The following is a 20,793-nucleotide window of genomic DNA, read 5'->3' as shown; positions in this document are numbered from 1 at the left end:
GGACGGGAGGGCGTCGGTCTCGGTCAGGCGGGCTGCCACAGTTCGACGCGATTGCCTTCGGGATCGGTGACCCAGCCGAAGCGGCCGACGCCCTCCATGTCCTGCGTCTCCTCCGCCACGTCCGCGTCCTTGGCGCGCAGCTGCGCGAGCATCGCGTCGAGGTCCCGGACCCGGAAGTTGAGCATGGTCTGCTGGGTCCGGGACCCGAAGTAGTCGGTCCCGGACTCGAACGCCGCGAACACCGTCGGCCCGGCCTCCTGCTGCCACAGCCCGTGCTCGTCGAGGTCCAGGCCCAGACAGTCCCGGTACCACGCGCTCAGGGCCTCCGGGTCGGTGGCCCGCAGAAAGTATCCGCCGATTCCCAGCACACGTTCCATGGGGTCATCGTGCCAGGGCGGCGGGGCCGGTGCCGGGTGACCCGGTTCCGGGGAGCTTTCAGGTGAGCGGGGGTCCCGGCTCCGGGCTCGGTACGGGTTCCGGGCCCGGCGGGATCGGCGACGGGGACGGCTCCGGGGTGGGGCCGGGGTTCGGCGGCGGCGCGGGGAGCGGTGTCGGGGGCTGCGGGTCCGGCACGGGTACGGGACCGGGTCCGGGTACCGGGTCCGGCGTGGGACCGGGGCCCGGCGTGGGTGCCGGGGGTACGGGGTCGGGGTACGGGTGGGTCATCGTGTCCTCCAGTCAGTGGTGAATGTCGGCTACGTCGGCCCTGGACTACTCCCCCGCGTACCCGTGACCGGCGCGGACACTCACCCGGGTGGACTCACCCGACGCGCGCCGCCCGCGCACCGGCCGTGAGCCCGAGGCGGGGACTCGACAGCACCGGGACCGCCGTGGTCGTGAGCCGCTGGGCCGGTGCCATGGACCCCTGCGCGAGGATGATCACGTCGGCGCCGGTGACCGCGTCGACGGCGTCCGCGACCAGCCGGGCGCAGCCCTCGGTGTCGCCGGCCTCGAAACGGGCCCAGGCGCCTTCGACGAGCAGCGTGCGGATGTCGAGGGGTGCGAGGGATTCGCGGGGTGCCATGGGTGCGCTGGGTTCGTGGGGTGCGATCGGTTCGTGGGAGCCGCGCCCGGTGCGCCGCCGCCCCTCCTCCTCGACCAGCGCCACGGTCGGCCCCAGGGTGCTCTCCAGCGTCGCCGCCACGACGACACGGGGACCGGCGGCCACCGCGGCCGCCGCCATCGGGCGGTCGGCGCGCAGCACCGGTACGCCGATCCGCGCACCGGCGTTCTCCGCGACCGCGCCGATGGTCGAGCAGGTGCACAGCACCGCCCGGGCCCCTGCGGCGACGGCCTCCTCCAGCGCGTCCCGCACCGCCCCGGCCACCGCTTCCGGTCCCTCGCGGCGGGCCCGCGCCAACAGCTCCTCGTCGACGAAGTGCCGTAGTTCCAGGCCCTGGTGGTCCTCGTCGCGCAGGGCGTCGAAGACCGGGATGTGCGCGGGCGAGGTGTGCAGGAGGGCGAGCACGCTGGCGGTGCCTTTCTTCGGGTTCTTCAGTGCCCTCGCAGGGCGGGAGCGTCGGTACTAGAAGCGGCCGGGATGCGCCCTGAGCCACTCCATCGCCGCCCGCTGCAACGCCGGGTCGGAGGCCGGTGCCTCGTCGGGATGCCGTTCCGCCCACTTGACGACGTAGGGGCAGAGCGGGGCGACGACGATGCCCTCGCGGGCCGCGATGCCGTAGAGCTCGCGGGCCAGGGAACCCGCGATGCCCTTTCCCTCGTGGGCCGGTTCCACGAGGGTGTGGACCGGGACGAGGGCGCGTGCGGGGGATTCGAGGACGAAGTACTCGATGTGGCCCACGACTTCGCCGCCAGCGATCGCCTCCAGGCGGCCCGCCGCCCGGTCGTCGCGGATCTCGATCTCGCTCATGGGCATCCTCCTGGTGGCATGGTCAGGCCGTGTCGGCCCGAGCGTAACCGATGGTGATCAGCGGGTCTCCGGCCTGCGCCGGGCAGGCGGCCGGACGTGCTTCTCGTATGGTCCAGGTAAAGACCGTGGTTCACAGTTTCGGTTGCGGTTGCCGGTTCCCGTGCGGGGGATGAATGTGGCCACACAGGCCGGATCAGCACCCTGGAGACGCCGTGACCACCACATCAGAGCCCCGGGTGTCCGGGCTGGAGATACGTTCCATCGACTATGTCCCCCTGAACGAGCGCCACGGCAAGCTGTGGCACCTGGGCCCGCTGTGGTTCATGTCGAACGCGCAGATCGCCACCCTCGCCGTGGGCCTGATCAGCATCACCGAGGGCGGCAACCTCATCTGGTCGCTCATCGCGATCGTCGCGGGCACCCTGCTCGGCACCTTCTTCATGGCGTTCCACTCGGCCCAGGGCCCGCAGCTGGGCCTGCCGCAGATGATCCAGTCGCGGCCCCAGTTCGGTTATGTGGGCGCCCTGTTGGTGTGGCTGTTCGCGTACGTCCAGTACGCGGGCTTCAACGTCTTCAACACGATCCTCGCCGGGGAGGCCCTGCACACCACGGTGCACGGCGGCACGAAGATGTGGGTGGCCGTGGTCACCGTGGTCGGCTTCGTGATCGCGCTCGTGGGCTACGACGTCATCCACAAGGCGGAGCAGTTCCTGACGTACACCTTCCTGGTCGTCTTCGGGATCTTCACCGTGGGTGTGCTGGCGACCCTGCACTACCCGGCCGGCTCCTTCGATCTCGGCGGTTTCTCCTGGACGCCGTTCCTCGCGCAGTTCGGTGTGGTCGCGGGGTACCAGATCAGCTGGGCGATCTACGTCTCGGACTACTCGCGCTACCTCCCGCCGAACGTGACCGTCCGCAAGACCTTCTACTGGACCTACTTCGGTTCGGCGCTCGGCGGGGTCTGGCTGATGACGCTCGGCGCGCTGCTCGCCGCCTGGGCGGGCAAGGACTTCGACACGATCCGCTCGATCAACGCGGCCGGCGACAAGGTGTTCAGCGGCTTCGGCGCGATCGTGCTCCTCTTCGCCACCCTGGGCCTGGTCTCGGTGACCGCGCTGAACATGTACGGCGGTTCACTGACCCTGATCAGCGCGATCGACTCGTTCAAGAAGGTCCATCCGACCGTGTCCGTAAGGGCGTTGACGATCGGGCTCACCGCCGTGCTCTCCCTGGTCGGGGCGATGGCGGCGACCGCCGACTTCCTCACGAACTTCAACAACTTCCTGCTGCTGGTGCTCTATCTGTTCATCCCGTGGACCGCGGTGAACCTGATGGACTACTACGTGGTGCGCCGCGGCCACTACGCGATCGCCGAGATCTTCAACCCTCATGGCATGTACGGCCGTTGGGGCTGGCACGGGATCATCTCCTACCTGGTGGGCTTCGGTGTGATGGTGCCGTTCTTCTCCGTCGGCACGCTCTACGTCGGCCCGATCGCGCACGCCATGGACGGCGCCGACCTCTCACTGTTCGTCGGGCTGCCGGTCGCCGGGTTGCTGTACTGGTGGCTGAGCCGCTCGATCGACGTGGAGGCGGAGATCCGGGTGGCCGAGGCCGAGGCCGAGGAGTTGGAGACCGCGGCGCACGAACACCGCGAGCCCTGACGTCCGTTGGGGCGGTACGCCGTCACACCGCCGCTTCCTGGACCGGTCCGATCTCCGCCTGCCTCTCGAACTGGGTGCGGTACAGCTCCGCGTACCGCCCACCGGAGGCGAGGAGTTGGTCGTGGGTGCCGCGTTCCACGATCTCGCCCGCCTCGACGACGAGGATCTGGTCGGCGGAGCGCACGGTCGACAGCCGGTGGGCGATCACCACGGCCGTCCGGCCCTGCAACGCCTCGGTGAGGGCCTCCTGGACGGCCGCCTCCGAGGTGTTGTCCAGGTGGGCGGTGGCCTCGTCGAGGATGACGACGCGCTGGCCGGCCAGCAACAGCCGGGCGATGGTGAGGCGTTGGCGCTCGCCGCCGGAGAGCCGGTAGCCGCGTTCGCCGACCACCGTGTCCAGGCCGTCGGGCAGCGACCGTACGAGATCGTCGAGGCGGGAGCGGCGCAGGGCGTCCCACAACTCGGCCTCGGTGGCGGCGGGTTGGGCCAGCAGGAGGTTGGCGCGCACGGAGTCGTGGAACAGGTGGCCGTCCTGGGTGACCATGCCGAGGGTCGCACGCAGAGAAGTGGCGGTGAGGTCGCGGACGTCGACGCCTCCGACGCGTACGGCGCCTTCGTCGACGTCGTAGAGCCGGGGCAGGAGTTGGGCGACCGTGGACTTGCCGGCGCCGGAGGAGCCGACGAGGGCGATGGTCTGGCCGGGTTCGGCGCGGAAGGAGATGCCGTGCAGGACCTCGGCGCCGCCTCGGGTGTCGAGGGAGGCGACCTCTTCGAGTGAGGCGAGGGAGACCTTGTCGGCGGAGGGGTAGGCGAAGCGGACCTCGTCGAACTCGACCGCGACCGGGCCCTCGGGGACCTCGCGGGCATCCGGCTTGTCCTCGATGAGGGGCTTGAGGTCGAGGACCTCGAAGACGCGCTCGAAGCTGACGAGGGCGCTCATCACCTCGACGCGGGCTCCGGCGAGCGCGGTGAGCGGGGCGTAGAGGCGGGTCAGGAGCAGCGCGAGCGAGACGACCGCGCCCGGCTCCAGGGTGCCGTGCAGGGCGAACCAGCCGCCGAGGCCGTAGACGAGGGCGAGGGCCAGGGCGGAGACCAGGGTCAGCGAGGTGATGAACACGGACTGGGCCGTGGCCGTGCGGACGCCGATGTCGCGGACGCGGCTCGCGCGGGCGGCGAACTCGATCGACTCCTCGTCGGGGCGGCCGAAGAGTTTGACGAGGGTGGCGCCGGGGGCGGAGAAACGCTCGGTCATGCGGGTGCCCATCGCGGCGTTGAGTTCGGCCGCCTCGCGCTGCATGCGGGCCATGCGGCTGCCCATCCGGCGGGCCGGGATCACGAACACCGGGAGCAGGACGAGCGCGAGCAGGGTGATCTGCCAGGACAGGGTGAGCATGACGGCGAGGGTGAGCAGCAGGGTGACGACGTTGCTGACCACGCCGGACAGGGTGTTGCTGAACGCGCGTTGGGCGCCGATGACGTCGTTGTTGAGCCGGGAGACGAGCGCTCCCGTGCGGGTGCGGGTGAAGAACGCGACCGGCATGCGCTGGACATGGTCGAACACGGCCGTCCGCAGATCGAGAATGAGCCCCTCCCCCAGCGCCGACGAGAGCCGTCGGCCCAGGATGCCGAGGGCCGCCTCGGCGACCGCGATCAGGGCGATGAGCAGGGCGAGGCGTACGACGGTGCCGTCGTCGCCGCCCGACACGATCGCGTCGACAACGTGCCCGGCGAGGACGGGGGTCGCGACGGCGAGCAGCGCGGTCACGACCCCGAGCAGCACGAACCGGGCGATCGGGCGGCGGTGCGGTCGGGCGAACTCCGCGATGCGGCGCAGGGTGGCGCGGGCGAAGGGGCGGCGCTCCTGTTCGGCGGTCATGACGCTGTGCAGTTGGGTCCAGGCCGTGCTCTCCATGCTCATGGGAGAGACCGTAGGACCTCAAGCGTTGTTGAGGTCAACGTATTTGCCGTATCGGCATGCGCAGACGAGGTCAGAGGCTCGTGTAGGGGCGCGCGTAAGGAACTGTCCCCGCTGTCGCAACCCGCAGTTGTCGTGGCCTGGGGACCCTCTCCGGATGTGATGGTCGTACGCATTCCCCAGGGCCTCAGGCGCCTTCCCGTCCGGCAGATCCTGATGTTGGTCCCGCTCGCGCTCGTGCTGTGGATCGCCGTGCGCCACTGGTCCGTGCTCGTCGCGGGCTTCGGTCACCTCGAAGAAGCCGACTGGCCGTGGCTGCTGGCGGCGGCCGCCGCGACCTGCGGCACGTGGGTCGCCGCGTCCGCCGGACGGCAGGGCGCGCTCATCGAGCGGCTGCCCGTACGCCGGTTGCTGGCCACGCAGTTCGCGGCGGGCGCGGCCAACCATCTGCTGCCGACGGGGCTCGGCGCGAGCGCGGTCAATCTGCGGTTCATGGCGGTGTGCGGGGTGCCGCTGGCGCGGTCCTCGGCCGCCGTCGCGCTCTATCTACTGGCCGAATCGGTCGCCCGGGTGGGCCTGTTGCTCGCGCTGCTGATCGCGTTCCCGGACGCGCTGGAGATCGGCTCGCTGCTCCCGCACGGGGCGGTCGGTCCGCTGCTGGCCGGCATCGGGGTGCTGGCCTGCGCCGCGGTGCTGGTGCTGCTGCTCGCCCGCAAGCTGCGCACCGCCGTCATCGCCTTCGTGCGCTCGGCGCTGGGCGAGGCCCGGTCGGTGCACACCCGGCCGTCTCGCGCGCTCGCGCTGTGGGGCGGGGTGCTCGCCTTCCCTTCGCTCCAGGCCGCCGGACTCGTCGCGGTGGGGCTGGCGTTGGGGCTGCCCGTGCCGCCCGCGTCCATGGTCGTCGCCTACCTCGCGGCGACCGTCGCCGTCGCGCTGATACCGACGCCCGGCGGCATCGGCTCCGTCGAGGCCGCGCTCATCCTCGCGCTGGTGGCGGCGGGCGGGCCGGTCACGGTGGCCACGGCGGTGGTCCTCGCCTACCGGATCATCACCGTCTGGATCCCCATCGTCCCGGGCGCGTTGACGCTCGGCGCCCTGGTTCGGCTGAGAGTCATCTGATTCTCGGGTTCGCTCGAACATTCCTGTAAAGCGGTATCAGCCCTGGTCGAGACATTGGCCGGGGTTTCTTCGCGTGCGCCCCAACTACGTTGTTTTACTTTTTACTTGACTCTACATGACAGCGCGAGTTGACTGAAGAGCGTTGATTTGTCAGCCGAGGAGGCAGGACTGTCATGGGGGACGAGACGTTAGGAATCATCCTGGCGGGAGGCAGGGGCGAACGCGCCAAGCCGCTCACCCTCGCCTCGTCCGACTACATCCGCAGCAAGGCCCTCATCCCGTTCGTCGGCCGCTCGGTCGTCGAGTGGCTCGTCGAGTCCTGCCGCGACCAGGGCATCCGCCGCTTCTACGTGATCGCCCAAGGTGCCGAGAACCACAGCCAGATCAAGCTCGTGCTCGGCCACGGCGAACGGTTCGGCGTGGAGATCCACTACTCCCGTGCCCGGTTGGACCGGTACAACGTCGGTTCGGGCGCCGCCACCCTGCACAACCTCGAACAGTGGGACCTGACGGGCCGTGCGCTGGTGCTGCCGGTGGACTCCGTCTTCGAGTTCGCTCTCAACAGGCTCAAGGACGCGCACGACGCCGCCGACGCCGTCGTGACCGTCGCCTCGGTCGGCCGCACCCCCGAGGAGATCGCCGGCAAGTACGGCGTGATGCAGACCTCCCCGGACGGACTGGTCTCGGGGTTCGTGGAGAAACCCACCCTGGACCGCGTCCACCGGATCTTCCCCGAGACATCGTTGCCTTCCTCGGTCCGCACCCTGCCCACCAACGCCGGGATGTACCTGGTCGACTGCGGCCGGCTGCGCCTCGCCGTCCGCAACCCGGAGATGATCCGGCTCGCCCAGCAGCGCCTCGACTGGGGCGGCGACCTGCTGCCCTGGCTGGTCGGGCGCGGACTGCCGGTCGCCGCCGCGCCCATCGACCGGCTCGGTGACCTCGGCAGCATCCCCGACTACCTCGCCACTCTCGGCGACGTGCTCGACGGCCGCTACCCGTGGATGACCCGGGCCATGGGCGAACCGACGAACGCCCACCCGCCGTACTGGATCCACGAGTCCAGTCTGCGCACCAAGGACAGCGTCACCGGGACCACGCTCGCCCAGAAGATCTCCGAGGGCAGTGTGGTCATCGGGCCCGCCGTGCGCATCGGGCGCAACGTCGAGATCGGGCCCGGGGTGAAGCTGCGGTTCAGCGACATCGGGGACGGCGTCGACGTGGACGAGGGCGCCCGGCTCAGCCGGACGGCCATCGGCGACAGCGCCGTCGTCGGGCCGTACGCCCGCATCACCGACTCGTACGTCGGGCCGATGGCGCGGGTGCACTCCGAGCGCGACAACCCGGTCCGGCTCGTCCACTCCGCGATCGGCGAGGCCGCCGATCTGCGGCCCGGCACCCGGCTGTCCGGGGTGAGCGTCTATCCGCGGCTGCGGGTGCCCGCCGTCACCGGGCTGCCCACCGGCACCCATCTGACCAGCTCCGACGACATCCTGCACTGGATCTGAGCGCGCCCCGCCAACTCCCCCGCCCTTTCCGGCTCTTCCGCAGCCCCCGTGGAGATCTCGATGGACAGCCCGATCGCCGTCATAGGAGGCACCGGCCGCACAGGCCGCCTCGTCGCCCGTCAACTGCTCGCCCGGAGCGAGAGCGTCCGCGTCATCGGCCGCAGCACCCAGCGCGCCCGCCGCCACACGCCGCCGCAGGCCCAGTTCTTCGCGGCCGACGTACGCTCCCCCGACTCCGTCCGCACCCCGCTGCACGGCTGCTCCGCGGTCGTCTACATCGTGGAGCCGGGCACCGACGACGCCGGACCCGACAGCCCGGAGACCACCCTGCACACCGGGGTCCGCCATGTCCTCGACGCCCTCGACTCCACTGCCGCCGCACCGCACTTCGTGCTCATCAGCCAGCGCCATGTGACCCGCCGCGACCACCCCATGAACGCCTACGGCCGGATGCTGGACTGGCGGCTGGCCGGTGAGAACGCGGTCCGCTCCTCCGGGCTGCCGTACACCGTGATCCGCCCGGGCTGGCTGACCGACGACCTCGGCCACGGTCATCTGCACCTGGAACAGGGCGACTTGGGCGACGGCCAGGTGGCCCGCCCGCTCGTCGCCGACGCCTGTGTGCAGGCGCTGTACTCCCCCGAGGCGCGCGGCGTGACCTTCGAGATGCGCAGCGAGACGGGGCCGGGCACCAGTCCCCTGCCCTGGCAGGAACTCTTCGCCGGCCTCCGCGCCGACGCCCCAACCGCGGCCCGGGCCGCACTCACCTGAGGTGGCCACCGATGTGTACGACACCCCGACGGACTCTGCGACCGATGCCATGACAGAACAGATGACCTTACGCCCCGACCAGGCCACCGGCTCCTCCCCCGGCGGCCGTCCCTCCGACGTCACCCCCGGCCGGCCACAGCCGCTGGGCCCCACCGTCGACGCCGACGGTGTCAACTTCTCGCTCTTCTCCGAACACGCCACGCGGGTCGACCTGTTGCTCTTCGAGCACTGCGACAGCCCGCAGCCGTACCGCACCATCACACTGCTCCCCGACCGCCACCGCAGCTTCCACTTCTGGCACTGCCACGTCAGCGGGATCGGCGCGGGCCAGGTCTACGCGTTCCGCATCGACGGACCGCGCGACAACGGCGAGTTGGGCACCCGGTTCGACCACCGCAAGGTGCTCATCGACCCGTACGCGCGCGCCAACATCAACGGCCGCTGGGAGCGCACCCACGCGATCGGCCCCGGCGACAACGTCGAGAGCTGCATGCGCAGTCTGGTGGTCGACCTCGACGACTACGACTGGGAGGGCGACACCCCGCTGCGCACCCCGATGGCGGAGACCGTCGTCTACGAGATGCACGTGCGCGGTCTGACCGCGTCGCCGACCTCGGACACCGAGCGCCCCGGCACCTTCTCCGCCGTCATCGACAAGATCCCGCATCTGCGTGAACTCGGCGTCACCGCCGTGGAGTTGCTGCCGGTCTTCGACTTCGACGAGACCCAGGTCCTGCGCTCGGGCCCCGACGGCACCCCGCGCCGCAACTACTGGGGCTACGACCCCTACGGCTTCTTCGCCCCGCACACCGGCTACTGCTCCAGCCCCCATCTCGCCACGCACATCACCGAGTTCCGCGACATGGTGAAGGCGTTCCACCAGGCGGGCATCGAGGTCATCCTCGACGTGGTCTTCAACCACACCAGCGAGGGCAACGAGTTCGGGCCGACGATCAGTTTCCGGGGCGCGGCCAACGAGGCGTACTACCACCTGTGGCCGCAGGACCGCTCGCACTACATGGACTTCACCGGGTGCGGCAACGCGGTCAACGCCAACCATCCGATGGTCACCAAGTTCATCGTGGAGAGCCTCGAATACTGGGTGACCGAGCACCACATCGACGGCTTCCGCTTCGACCTCGCCTCCGAACTCTCCCGCGGCCCCCTCGGCTACGAGATGGCGGTGCCGCCGGCCCTGTGGGCGATCGAGCTGTCACAGGTGCTGGCCGAGACGAAGATCATCGCGGAGCCGTGGGACGGCGGCGGCCTCTACCAGGTCGGCCGGTTCCCCGGGAAGCGCTGGGCGCAGTGGAACGGCCCGTTCCGCGACGACGTACGGCGGTTCGTGCGCGGTGACGCCGGAATGGTCGGCGAGGTCGCCTCACGGCTCGGCGGCTCGGCCGACCTGTTCGCCGCCCAGGGCGAACTGCCCACCAACAGCATCAACTTCATCACCTGCCACGACGGCTTCACCCTCAACGACCTGGTCAGCTACAACGCCAAGCACAACCACTCCAACGGCGAGGCCAACGCCGACGGCGCCGACGAGAACTACAGCTGGAACTGCGGCGTCGAGGGCCCCACCGACGACGCCGACGTCGAGTGCCTGCGGGTGCGGCAGATCAAGAACCTGCTGTCTCTGCTGATGCTCAGCCGAGGCGTCCCGATGCTGCTGGCGGGCGACGAGTTCCGCAACAGCCAGGGCGGCAACAACAACGGCTACTGCCAGGACAGTCCGGTCTCCTGGCTCGACTGGAACCAGGCCAGGAAGGAGAAGGAGACCACCGGCTTCACCCAGCGCGTCATCCGGCTCCGCAAGCGCTACCGCACCCTGCGCGAACCGCAGTTCTTCTCCGAACGCCTCAACTCCCGCTCCCAGCCCGACATCACGTGGCACGGCACCCGGCTCCACCAACCCGGCTGGGAGGACCCCAACGCCCGGGTGCTGGCCTGCACGTACGGCGGTTTCGACGGCGACCCGGATCTGCATCTGATCCTCAACATGTACCACCTGGGCCTCGACTTCGAGCTGCCCGAGATCCCCGGTCACCGCTGGCACCGCGTGCTCGACACGGCCCGCCCCGGCCCCGACGACATTCTGCCGCCCGGACAAGAGGAGCTGGTCGACGGTCCGACCCACCACGCCCAGGGCCGCAGCGTCGTCCTACTGGCGGCCCTGCCCGACGAGAAGGGCACCTGAGATGACTACCCCTGCCCAACGACGCATCCACTCCGACACCCTCGCGGGCTACGTCACGTACTACAGCCCGACCAGCCGCCGCTTCGGCCTGCGCACCTCCGACGAACGGGAGTTCACCGTCCACCTGGCGTCCAACGCCGTCTCCCGCATCGTCCGCAACCTCGGTGACGACTACCGCGACACCACCGCCGAGACCGTCGACATGCTGGCCGAGGGCCGGTTCGTCTTCGCGTACGGCATCCTCTACGAGTGGGAGGGCGGCTCCCGGTTCGACGCGAAGGAGATCACCTTCCCGGAGGAGACGCGCGGCCAGTACGTCTTCGAGCACCCGAACTGGTGGGTCCAACAGGCCACCGCCATCGCCGACTTCTATCTGCGCGGCCAGTTCCCCGACGGGGTGTACGACTGGCGCAACTTCCGCACCCACATCACGCTCAGCGGCACCCATCTGCCGGACTTCGCCGGCGGGGACGTGCGCCAGGAGACGGACACCATCTCCCGGCTCGTCTACGGCCTGTCCACGGCGTACCTGCTGACCGGCGAGGACCGCTTCCTGGAGGCGGCCGAGGCGGGCACCCTGTATCTGCGCGAGCACATGCGGGTGGACGACGTGGCCGACGGCATCACCTACTGGTACCACGGCATCGACATCACCTCGTCGGGTCATCGCCCGGTCTTCGCCTCGGAGTTCGGCGACGACTTCGACGCGATCCCGATGTACGAGCAGATCTACGCGCTCGCCGGACCCACCCAGACGTTCCGCATCACCGGCGACCCGCGGATCCTGGAGGACATCGACCGGACGTCCGCACTGTTCCAGAAGTACTTCCGCGACCCCGTGCGCGGCGGGTTCTTCTCGCACATCGACCCGATCACCCTGGACCCGAACGCCGACTCGCTCGGCCGCAACCGGGCCCGCAAGAACTGGAACTCGGTCGGCGACCACGCCCCGGCGTATCTGATCAACGCCTATCTGGCGACGGGCCGTTCGGACTTTGCGGCGCTCCTGGAGGAGACCGCGGACACCATCGTGGAGCGGTTCCCCGACGAGCCGAACAGCCCGTTCGTGCAGGAGCGGTTCCACGCGGACTGGAGTCCGGACCGGACCTGGGGCTGGCAGCAGGACCGGGCGGTCGTCGGCCACAACCTGAAGATCGCCTGGAACCTGACCCGCATCAAGTCCCTGTTCGACAAGCCCGAGTACGCCACGACCGCCGAGCGCATCGCCGAGATCATGCCGGCGGTGGGCAGCGACGGGCTGCGCGGCGGCTGGCTGGACGTGGTCGAGCGGCAGCCCGACCCGGACAGCGGCATCCACCGCATGGTGTGGCACGACCGCAAGGCCTGGTGGCAACAGGAGCAGGCGATCCTCGCCTATCTGATCCTGGCCGGCACCACCGGCGACCCGGAGCAGCTGCGGCTGGGCCGCGAGGCGGCGGCGTTCTACAACGCCTTCTTCCTCGACTACCAGGACGGCGGCGTCTACTTCAACGTCCTCGCCAGCGGCATCCCGTATCTGCTGGGCACCGAGCGGCTCAAGGGCAGCCACGCCATGGCCGGCTACCACGCGCTGGAGCTGTGCTACCTCTCGGCCACCTACACCGGGCTGCTGCTCAGCAACGACCCGGTCACCCTGCACTTCAAGCCGCGCCCGGAGGACCTCCCGGACCAGGTGCTGCGGGTCGCGCCGGATCTGCTGCCGACCGGCTCCGTGGAGCTGACCCGGGTGTGGGTCGACGACCAGCCGTACCAGAACTTCGACGGCAAGGCCCTCACCGTGCGGCTGCCGCGCGGCGACGAACCCGTCCGGGTCCGGGTCGAGCTGGAGCCGGCCACGATGCGGCTGCGGATGCGCACCTCGTTCGACGGCGGCACCGCGCACGTCGTCTGCCACGGGGTGATCGACGCGGCCGAACTGGGCAAGTTCCGCCGCATATTGGCCGAGGTCATGGCTGCGACCCCACGGCGCGTGGAGTTCCACCTCTGCGAGGTCGGGGGCATGTGCCGCCCCGCCATCAACGAGCTGCTGTTCCAGCGCACCAAGGCGGGCCTGGACGTCGACTTCGTCATCGTGGGCTGTGCGCTGCCGGACGTGGCGGACGCGTTGCTCGCGACGGACGCCTTCCTGCTGGCTGGGGGTGACGAGTGCAACCATGACTGACCTCGCGACCTTCACCCTCCCATTACCCCCGATGCGCGCCCCGGGGGCACCGCCGGGCACCTCCGCCGGGCTCCCCGCCTACTGCCGTGATCTGTTCGGCGACTTCACCCGCGCCGACCAGCGGCGCTGGGGCGAGGTGTACGTGCGCGGGCTGCTGGACGTACCCGGGCGCAAGACACCCGCCCGGATCTCCGAGCAGGTGCTCGGCAGGCGGGCCGTGCAGCAGATCCAGCAGTTCGTGAACCAGAGCCCGTGGGCCTCCGCTCCCGTACGGGGGCGGCTCGCCCGGCAGGTGGTGCGGGCCTCGCGGGCCGAGGCCTGGTCCATCGACGAGGTCGTCTTCGCCAAGAACGGCGACCGGTCGGTGGGCGTGGCCCGGCAGTACGCGGCCTCGCAGGAGCGGACCGTGAACTGCCAACTGGCCCTCGCCGCCTCGCTGGTGGGCCAGGCCGGCGGGGTCCCGGTGAACTGGCGGCTGATGCTGCCGGCCCGCTGGGACCGTGACGAACGGCTGCGCGGCCAGGCCCATGTACCGGTCCAGGAACGCTGCCGGCCCCGCTGGAGCTACGTCCTGGAGGCACTCGACGAGATGCTCGACGAGTGGTCCCTGGAACCGCTGCCGGTGCTCGCCGACTGGCGCTGCGAGAGCGACCCCGACCCGCTCCTGCGCGGCCTTGAGGCGCGCGGCCTGGGCTATCTCGTACAGGCGGCGCCGCACACCCCGGTCCTGCTGCCCCGGCGGCAGGCCACCGCCCCCGGGGTGCGCGGCACTCTCGCCGAACTCGCCGGGCACGCGGCCCGGCACGGTGAGCGCACCTCGGTGACCTGGCACGATCCGGTGACCGAACGCATGCGGCACTCGGAGTTCGTGACGGGTCCGGTCCTGCTCCGCGCGGACCCGGCCGCCGCCGCGGCACCCCGTCCGCGCCTGCTCCTCGCCGACTGGCCCTACGGCCGCCCCCGGCCGCGCGCCTACTGGCTGACGAACCTCCCGGCCCGCCGCCTCGCGGAGATCGTGCCGCTGGCGCAGCTGCGCAGGTTCGCCGAGGAGGCGCTGGGCCGGATGCACGAGGAGTTCGGGCTCGGCGACTTCGAGGGCCGGTCCTTCCGGGGCTGGCACCACCATGTGACGCTGGCCTCGGCCGCGTTCGGCTACGACATGGTGCGCCAGCAGGCCGACGAGAGAGCACTGAGCCGGCCGCGTGCCTGAACTCGCCCGCCGCGAGGGCCCCGTACGGATTCGTCCGTACGGGGCTTTCGCACGCTCACTTCTGCCAGCCGACCCGGCTGAAGTCGACGTCGCCAAGTCCCGGCACCCCGTAGTTCGCCAAGCCCTTGCGGACGGCGAGGATCTGGGGCCGCTGGTACAGCTCGATGTCGTGGCCGAGCTTCCAGATCTCGGCGTCGGCCCGGTCGTAGAGCTTCTCGGCGGCCCGTTCGTCGAGGGTGCCGACAGCCTGGGCGAGGAGCTTGTCCACCTCGGCCGAGCCGACCCCGCCGTAGTTCTGGAAGGCCTGTCCCTTCTCTGGACGGCGATAGATGGCATAGGCGGAGCTGGGGTAAGTCAGGCCGGTGAAGCGGAAGATGGCGAGGTCGAAGTTGCCCTTCTCCAGGTACTGCGGTGCGTACGCGGAGGCCGGCACCTGCTGGATGACGACCTGGACGCCGACCTGGGCGAGCATGTGCTGGACGAGCTGGGCGAGGTCCTCGCCGAGCCGGTTGGTGCCCTCGCTCAGCACGAAGCGGAGGGTGAGGCTACGGCCGTTCTTGACCCGGGTCTTCCCGCTCCCCGGGCTCTTCCAGCCTGCCGCGTCCAGGGCGCGTTCGGCGGCCTCGGGGTCGTAACTCCCGTACGGGCGCGAGTTGTCGGTGTATCCGGGCTGGTTGGTCATGAAGAAGTGGTTGCCGAGCAACGGCACCTTCACCGGAAGGCCTTCGGCGGCGACGTCGGCCAACGCCGTGCGGTCGACGGCCTGTTGGACCGCGTTGCGCACGGCCCGGTCGGCGAGCGGGCCGCCTCCGCCGTTGAGGGTGATGTGCACCTCGTCCCACGCGGACCCGATGCGGATGTCGCTGTCCTGAGCCTTCTTCAACTGGGCGTAGGCCTCGCTGGTGGCCGCGTTGACCGCGTCGACCTCGCCGTTCAGGAAGGCCTGGAGGGCGGCGTCGGCGTCGAGGACGCGGAAGACGATCCGGTCGAGCCGGGGCCGGGTGCCCCACCAGCGGGGGTCGGGCACGAAGGTGAGTGTCTGCGCCGTCTTGTCGACCTCGCTGAGCTTGAACGGCCCGGCGGTGATGGGCAGTTGTCCCTGCCAGCCGGAGTTGAAGCGCTGCGGGGTGTCGTAGCCGGCGGCCGGGAAGAGCGGGGTGAACAGCCTGCGCCAGTCGGCGTACGGCTGCTTGAAGGTGACGCGCACCTCGTGCGGGCCGACGCCCCGGCGGACGTCCGCGATGCGGTCGTAGCCGCTGGTGTCGGCGACCAGGTAGCGCGGGTCGGAGCCGCTGAGGGCGTGCCACTGGGCCGCGAAGTCCCGCCAGCCCAGGGCCGTTCCGTCGGACCAGCGGGCCTTCGGGTTGAGGCGGTAGGTGACGACCTGGGGCGAGGTTCCGGTGACGGACGCGGAGAGCAGGTACTCGGGGACCGCGTGCGGGACGCCCTTGACGTCACGGGCGAAGAGCCGTGGCTCGGTCATGCTGTCGACGGTCCACACGTCGTCCAACGCCCCGTCGACCTGGCCGAAGTTGAACTGCGTGATCATCTGCGCGATCGGCAGGGTCAGCGTCCCGCCCGCGCGAAGGGCTGCTGCGGGCTGGGAGTTGATGTCGTACGTGCCGTACGTCGGCAGGGCCGGGTGCCGTTCGGGGTCCGGGGAGCCGGAACAGCCGGCCACGAGGAGGGTGAGTGCGCAGGCCACCACCCACGCGGACCAGACCCGTAATCGCTCCACCTAACGGCCCTCCCAGTGCGGACGAACCGTCAACTGCCCGAACTGTCCCGCGAATTGCGGAGCCGGAGCTTAACATCACGATGTGTCACCCACATGAAGCGGAACGAGTTCCATGCTCTCCCTGATCCTCAGGCGCCTGGTCCACTGCACGATCCTCTTCCTCTCCTCCGTCGTCCTCACCTACGCCCTCGCCTCCACGGCGCTCGATCCGCGCGCCTACTTCGAGGGCCGGCAGCCGCCCCCGCCCAGCCGGGTCGTCGACGACGAGCTGGCCCGCCTCGGCATGGACGACCGCACCCCGCTGCCCGAACGCTTCGCGCACTGGGCGGACCGCGCGGTCCACGGCGACCTGGGCCGGACCATCGACGGCGAGTCCGTGAACGCCGAGTTCGGCCGCCGGGTCGGGGTGTCCGCACGGCTGCTGCTGGTGGGGACCGTGACCGGTACGGCCGTCGGGGTGCTGGCCGGGGTGTGGGCGGCGGTGCGGCGCGGCGGGCTGGGCGACCGGGCGCTGACGGTGTTCTCGTTCGCGGTGCTGTGCGTGCCGACGTTCGTGCTGGCGCTGCTCCTGAAGACCGGCGCGCTCGCGGTCAACCGGGCCGCGGGCAGCACCGTCATCCTCTACACGGGCGAGCACACCCCGGGTCTGGAGGGTGGCTGGGCGGCCCAACTCCGCGACACGGCGGCCCACTTGCTCCTCCCGGCGATCTGCGTGGCGATCCCCGCGATCGCCTCGTACAGCCGCTACCAGCGCGCCGCGACCCTCGACGTGCTCGGCGCCGACCATCTGCGCACCGCCCAGGCCAAGGGGCTCACCCCCGGGCGGGCCCTCCTGCGGCACGGGCTGCGGATCTCGCTCGTCCCGGTGTCGGTGTTCTTCTCCTTCGGGCTGCTGACCCTGTTCACCGGCGCGGTGTTCACCGAGGAGATCTTCGGCTGGCCCGGCATGGGCAGTTGGCTCGTCGACTCGGTGCAGAAGGGGGACGTCAACTCGGTGGTGGCCGTCGACCTGTTCGCCGCGGCCGTGGTCCTGCTCGCCGGGCTGCTGGCCGACGTCGTGCACGCGCTCCTCGATCCCCGGGTACGGCAGCCGTGACGGGCGTCGGCCGGGGCCGGACGGCGCTGCGGCGGATGGTGCGGCGGCCGGGGGCGTTGTGCGGACTCGCGGTCCTGATCGTGCTGTTCGCACTGGCTTTCGTGGGGCCGTTCCTCAGCCCGTGGACGCACACGGACGTCGACTACACGGCGCTGCGGCAACCGCCGGACGCGCGGCACTGGATGGGCACGAACCGGATCGGGCAGGACGTGTTCGCCCAGGTGGTGCGGGGGCTGCAGAAGTCGCTGCTGATCGGGCTGTTGGTCGCGCTGTTCTCCACTGTGCTGGCGGCGGCGGTGGGCGCGTGCGCCGGCTACTTCGGCGGCTGGACGGACCGGGTGCTGATGTTCGTCGTGGACCTGATGCTGGTCCTCCCCGGGCTCCTCGTGCTGGTCGTGGTCGCGCCGAAGCTGCGGGACCGGGGCTGGATCGCGCTCGTCGGGCTGCTGGCGCTGCTGGGCTGGATGGTCACGGCGCGGGCGGTGCGCGGCATGACGCTGTCCCTGAGGGAGCGTCAGTTCGTGGTGGTGGCAAGGCTGATGGGCGTCTCACCCGCGCGGATCATCTGGCGGCATGTGCTCCCGCACACGGCGTCGTTCCTGATCACGGACGCGACGATCGCCGTGGGCGGGGCGGTGATCAGCGAGACCGGGCTGTCGTACTTCGGCCTCGGCGTACAGTCGCCCGACGTCTCCCTCGGCACACTGATCGCCGACGCGACGGATGTGGCGCTGGTGTATCCGTGGATGTTCTTCTTCCCCACGGGCTTGTTGATCGCGTTCGTGCTGGCGGTCAACAAGCTGGGCGGTGCCCTGCGGGACGCGCTGGACCCGACGACGGTGGACACCTCCACGAGCCGCGCGTCCCGACCTCCCCTGTCAGGGATACCCAGTTGACCACCGTCCTGGAGGTGCGCGGTCTGACGGTCGCCGTCGGACAGGACCGACGGCCCCCGCTGCCCGTGGTGCGCGGCGTCGACCTCACCCTCCGGCGCGGTGAAGTCCTGGGCCTGGTCGGCGAGTCGGGCACCGGCAAGACGCTCACGGCGCTGGCCCTGATGGGACTCGCACCGCCGGGTGCTCAGGTCGGCGGTTCGGTACGCCTCCTGGGTGAGGAGCTACTGGGCCTACCGGTAAGGGAGTTGGCGCGTGTCCGCGGCCGCCGCATCGCGATGGTCTTCCAGGACCCACTGCACGCCTTCACGCCGGTGCAGCGGGTCGGCGACCAGATCGCGGAGGCGCTGCGCATCCACCAACACCCGCGCCCGCGCCGGGAGTCGGCGCAGCGCCGGGCGGTGGAGCTGCTGGACTTCGTAGGGGTGCCGCGTCCGACGTGGGCGGCGCGTGCCTACCCCCACCAGCTCTCCGGCGGGATGCGGCAACGGGCGATGATCGCGATGGCGATGGCCAACAGCCCCGACGTCCTGATCGCGGACGAGCCCACCAGCGCGCTCGATGTGACCGTGCAGGCACAGGTGTTGGAAGCGCTGGCCGCCGCCCGCCGCGAAACGGGCGCGGCCCTGCTCCTGGTGACTCACGACCTGGGGGTGGTCGCGGGCACGGCGGACCGGGTCGCCGTCCTGTACGCGGGCCGCATCGTGGAGACGGGCCCGGTGGAGGCGGTCCTGACCCGCCCCCGCATGCCCTACACCCTCGGCCTGGTCGGCTCGGTCCCCCGCCCCGACGCCCGAGTCCCCCTCACCCCGATCCCGGGCACGGCCCCGGCTCCGGGCACGGCGGCCCCGGGCTGCGCCTTCGCGCCCCGCTGCCCGCTCGCGGAGCCGGACTGCGTCACGTCGGACGTCCAACTCCTGGGCGTGGACAGCCCGTCCAGGGCCGGCCTCGCGGGCGTCGACGCCCACGAGGCGGCTTGCCGACGGGTACGGCTGGTGTCGCAGCGGACGGCGGTGCAGCTGTTCCCGCCGAGCGGGGGTGCGCGGAGCGAGGGTGAGTCGGACGGCCCGGTGTTGTTCGCTCCCGACAACGGAAGCCCAGGGTCCCGGAGTTGGGCCTTGCCGCCCGCACCGGGCGACAGGAACTCGGACACGCGGGGACGCACCGCACCCGAAGTCGTCCTCCGTGTCACCGGTCTGGCCAAGTCCTACGTCCCGTCCACCGGCCGCCGCCGTCGCGAGCGAACGGTCGTCGCCGTGGAAGAGGTCGACCTGGAGGTACGCCGGGGCGAGACGCTCGCGCTCGTGGGTGAGTCCGGGGCCGGTAAGTCGACGGCGCTGATGGAGGTCGTGTCGCTCGCCGCCCCGCAGGCGGGCACCGTGGAGATCCTCGGGCAGGATGTCGCGCGGCTGACCCGGCGGACGGCGCGGTTGTTGCGCGGGGCCGTGCAGATCGTGCCGCAGGATCCCCTGTCGAGTCTGGATCCGCGGATGCCGGTGGGGGACATCGTCGCCGAGCCGTTGTACGCGCGGCGGGTACCTCGGGACGTCGTAGCCGCGCGGGTGCCGCGGTTGCTCGGGCAGGTGGGGCTGGACGCCGGGGACGCGGGGCGGTATCCGCATCAGTTCTCCGGCGGGCAGCGGCAGCGGGTCGCCATCGCGCGGGCGCTGGCCGTCGAGCCGGCGTTGTTGCTGCTCGACGAGCCCGTGTCCGCGTTGGACGTGTCCGTGCAGGCGCAGATCCTGGATCTGTTGCTGCGGCTCAAGCGGGAGTTGGGGCCGGCCTATCTGCTGGTGTCGCACGATCTCGCGGTGGTGCGGCAGATCGCCGACCGGGTGTCGGTGATGTATGCGGGGCGGACCGTGGAGACGGGACCCGTGGCCGAGGTGTTCGACGCGCCCCGGCATCCCTACGCCCGGGCCCTCCTGTCGGCCGTCCCGCTGCCGGACCCGGTCGCCGAACGCGCCCGGCACCGGATCGTGCTGCCCGGCGACCCGCCGTCCGGTGTGCCGGTCGCGGCGGGGTGCCGGTTCCTGGCCCGGTGTCCGGTCGCCGCGCTGCTCGCGCCCGGTCGGCGTGCGCGGTGCGAGACCGAGATCCCCCGGCCGTCACAGGTCACCTCGGCCGGCACCCACACCGTGGCCTGCCATTTCCCGCACGGGGGAATGCCCTGGCAGCACATACGGACAGACCGGGGGACGTCCGGTCGGCCGTGGAGCGAGCCGCCGGACCGTCCACCGGTCCACTGAGCCTGAAGTGCCGTTCGTCCGTGCGGGCCTCGCCTCAGCAGCAGGCACCGCTCGCACCGCTGGACTGTGCGATGCCTTCGCGCAGGGGATGGGTGGTGGCACCCGAACCGTTCAACCAGAGTCCGCTCGTCACAAGTCCACCGACGAAGACGACGATTGCTATGAGCGTGAATACTTTGATGCTCATGAAAATCTCCCCTCCGAGCATTTACGGATGACCATTTACGGATGACGCGTTGACAAGATGAGTCAACAAGAACTTACTCAATCAGTCAAGTATTAATCTCGCAAAAGACGATCTCGAAAAGCGGAATCCCCTTACCCATATGAAATCTGAATTAGCGTCAATTCAGAAAACGCCTGAACAGGCCACTTCGCGTGCGCGAATCGATCATGCCG

The 20,793-nt window shown here is 70.6% G+C and carries 16 protein-coding genes; 10 read left to right on the top strand and 6 right to left on the bottom strand.

Going from position 1 to position 20,793, the window contains the following annotated elements; translation table 11 throughout:
- Positions 1–23: 23 nt before the first annotated feature.
- The 3 genes from ACIBK4_RS41075 to ACIBK4_RS41065 form a co-directional block, all read right to left on the bottom strand.
- On the bottom strand, positions 24–377 hold the full coding sequence (locus ACIBK4_RS41075) for a VOC family protein (RefSeq protein WP_399003612.1): 354 nt from the start codon (positions 375–377) through the stop codon (positions 24–26).
- 383 nt (positions 378–760) lie between these two features.
- A complete protein-coding gene (locus tag ACIBK4_RS41070) occupies positions 761–1,468 on the bottom strand; it encodes an arylsulfatase (RefSeq protein ID WP_399003610.1) in 708 nt (235 codons plus the stop codon).
- A gap of 57 nt (positions 1,469–1,525) precedes the next feature.
- Positions 1,526–1,870: a GNAT family N-acetyltransferase gene (locus tag ACIBK4_RS41065; RefSeq protein ID WP_366433429.1), complete on the bottom strand. Its 345-nt coding sequence runs from the start codon at positions 1,868–1,870 to the stop codon at positions 1,526–1,528.
- A gap of 212 nt (positions 1,871–2,082) precedes the next feature.
- On the opposite strand from ACIBK4_RS41065, the gene ACIBK4_RS41060 reads away from it, so the two are divergent.
- Complete coding sequence (locus tag ACIBK4_RS41060) at positions 2,083–3,534, top strand: purine-cytosine permease family protein (protein ID WP_399003607.1); 1,452 nt, start codon at positions 2,083–2,085, stop codon at positions 3,532–3,534.
- 22 nt (positions 3,535–3,556) lie between these two features.
- Here the strand turns inward: ACIBK4_RS41060 and ACIBK4_RS41055 are convergent, their stop codons facing one another.
- The gene (locus ACIBK4_RS41055) at positions 3,557–5,446 is read right to left on the bottom strand and encodes an ABC transporter ATP-binding protein (protein WP_399003819.1); all 1,890 of its coding nucleotides are present in this window, start codon (positions 5,444–5,446) and stop codon (positions 3,557–3,559) included.
- A 165-nt stretch (positions 5,447–5,611) separates the two neighbouring features.
- On the opposite strand from ACIBK4_RS41055, the gene ACIBK4_RS41050 reads away from it, so the two are divergent.
- The 6 genes from ACIBK4_RS41050 to ACIBK4_RS41025 all read left to right on the top strand — a co-directional run bounded on the left by ACIBK4_RS41050 (position 5,612) and on the right by ACIBK4_RS41025 (position 14,418).
- Entirely contained in the window at positions 5,612–6,568 is a 957-nt protein-coding gene (locus ACIBK4_RS41050; RefSeq protein WP_399003605.1) for a YbhN family protein, read from the top strand.
- 173 nt (positions 6,569–6,741) lie between these two features.
- Entirely contained in the window at positions 6,742–8,076 is a 1,335-nt protein-coding gene (locus ACIBK4_RS41045) for an NDP-sugar synthase (protein WP_366433432.1), read from the top strand.
- A 60-nt stretch (positions 8,077–8,136) separates the two neighbouring features.
- On the top strand, positions 8,137–8,847 hold the full coding sequence (locus ACIBK4_RS41040) for an NAD(P)H-binding protein (RefSeq protein ID WP_399003603.1): 711 nt from the start codon (positions 8,137–8,139) through the stop codon (positions 8,845–8,847).
- Positions 8,848–8,908: 61 nt separating this feature from the next.
- A complete protein-coding gene (gene glgX / locus ACIBK4_RS41035; protein ID WP_399003601.1) occupies positions 8,909–11,047 on the top strand; it encodes a glycogen debranching protein GlgX in 2,139 nt (712 codons plus the stop codon).
- Position 11,048: 1 nt separating this feature from the next.
- Positions 11,049–13,208, top strand: a complete 2,160-nt coding sequence (locus ACIBK4_RS41030; protein WP_399003599.1) for an AGE family epimerase/isomerase — start codon at positions 11,049–11,051, stop codon at positions 13,206–13,208.
- Positions 13,201–14,418 (top strand): IS701 family transposase, encoded by a 1,218-nt coding sequence (locus ACIBK4_RS41025; RefSeq protein WP_366433436.1) that lies wholly within the window; start codon positions 13,201–13,203, stop codon positions 14,416–14,418. Before ACIBK4_RS41030 ends, ACIBK4_RS41025 begins: the two co-directional genes overlap by 8 nt.
- 55 nt (positions 14,419–14,473) lie before the next feature.
- Here ACIBK4_RS41025 and ACIBK4_RS41020 read toward each other — a convergent pair whose 3' ends face one another.
- Entirely contained in the window at positions 14,474–16,156 is a 1,683-nt protein-coding gene (locus ACIBK4_RS41020; RefSeq protein ID WP_399003596.1) for an ABC transporter family substrate-binding protein, read from the bottom strand.
- Between the two features lie 112 nt (positions 16,157–16,268).
- Here ACIBK4_RS41020 and ACIBK4_RS41015 point away from each other — a divergent pair, with 112 nt between their 5' ends.
- The 3 genes from ACIBK4_RS41015 to ACIBK4_RS41005 are packed head-to-tail and all read left to right on the top strand — an operon-like array spanning position 16,269 to position 20,394.
- Complete coding sequence (locus ACIBK4_RS41015; protein ID WP_390164875.1) at positions 16,269–17,252, top strand: ABC transporter permease; 984 nt, start codon at positions 16,269–16,271, stop codon at positions 17,250–17,252.
- Entirely contained in the window at positions 17,249–18,148 is a 900-nt protein-coding gene (locus tag ACIBK4_RS41010) for an ABC transporter permease (protein ID WP_399003594.1), read from the top strand. Before ACIBK4_RS41015 ends, ACIBK4_RS41010 begins: the two co-directional genes overlap by 4 nt.
- Positions 18,145–20,394, top strand: coding sequence for a dipeptide ABC transporter ATP-binding protein (locus tag ACIBK4_RS41005; RefSeq protein WP_399003592.1), 2,250 nt, complete (start codon positions 18,145–18,147; stop codon positions 20,392–20,394). The genes ACIBK4_RS41010 and ACIBK4_RS41005 overlap by 4 nt, the downstream gene beginning before the upstream one ends.
- A gap of 34 nt (positions 20,395–20,428) precedes the next feature.
- Here ACIBK4_RS41005 and ACIBK4_RS41000 read toward each other — a convergent pair whose 3' ends face one another.
- A complete protein-coding gene (locus tag ACIBK4_RS41000) occupies positions 20,429–20,581 on the bottom strand; it encodes a hypothetical protein (RefSeq protein ID WP_158697264.1) in 153 nt (50 codons plus the stop codon).
- Positions 20,582–20,793 lie beyond the last annotated feature (212 nt).

The organism is Streptomyces sp. NPDC050528, assembly GCF_044457795.1.
GTDB lineage: Bacteria > Actinomycetota > Actinomycetes > Streptomycetales > Streptomycetaceae > Streptomyces.
Note: the sequence above shows the minus strand (reverse complement) of the source record. Positions and strands in the feature narration are given on the sequence as shown.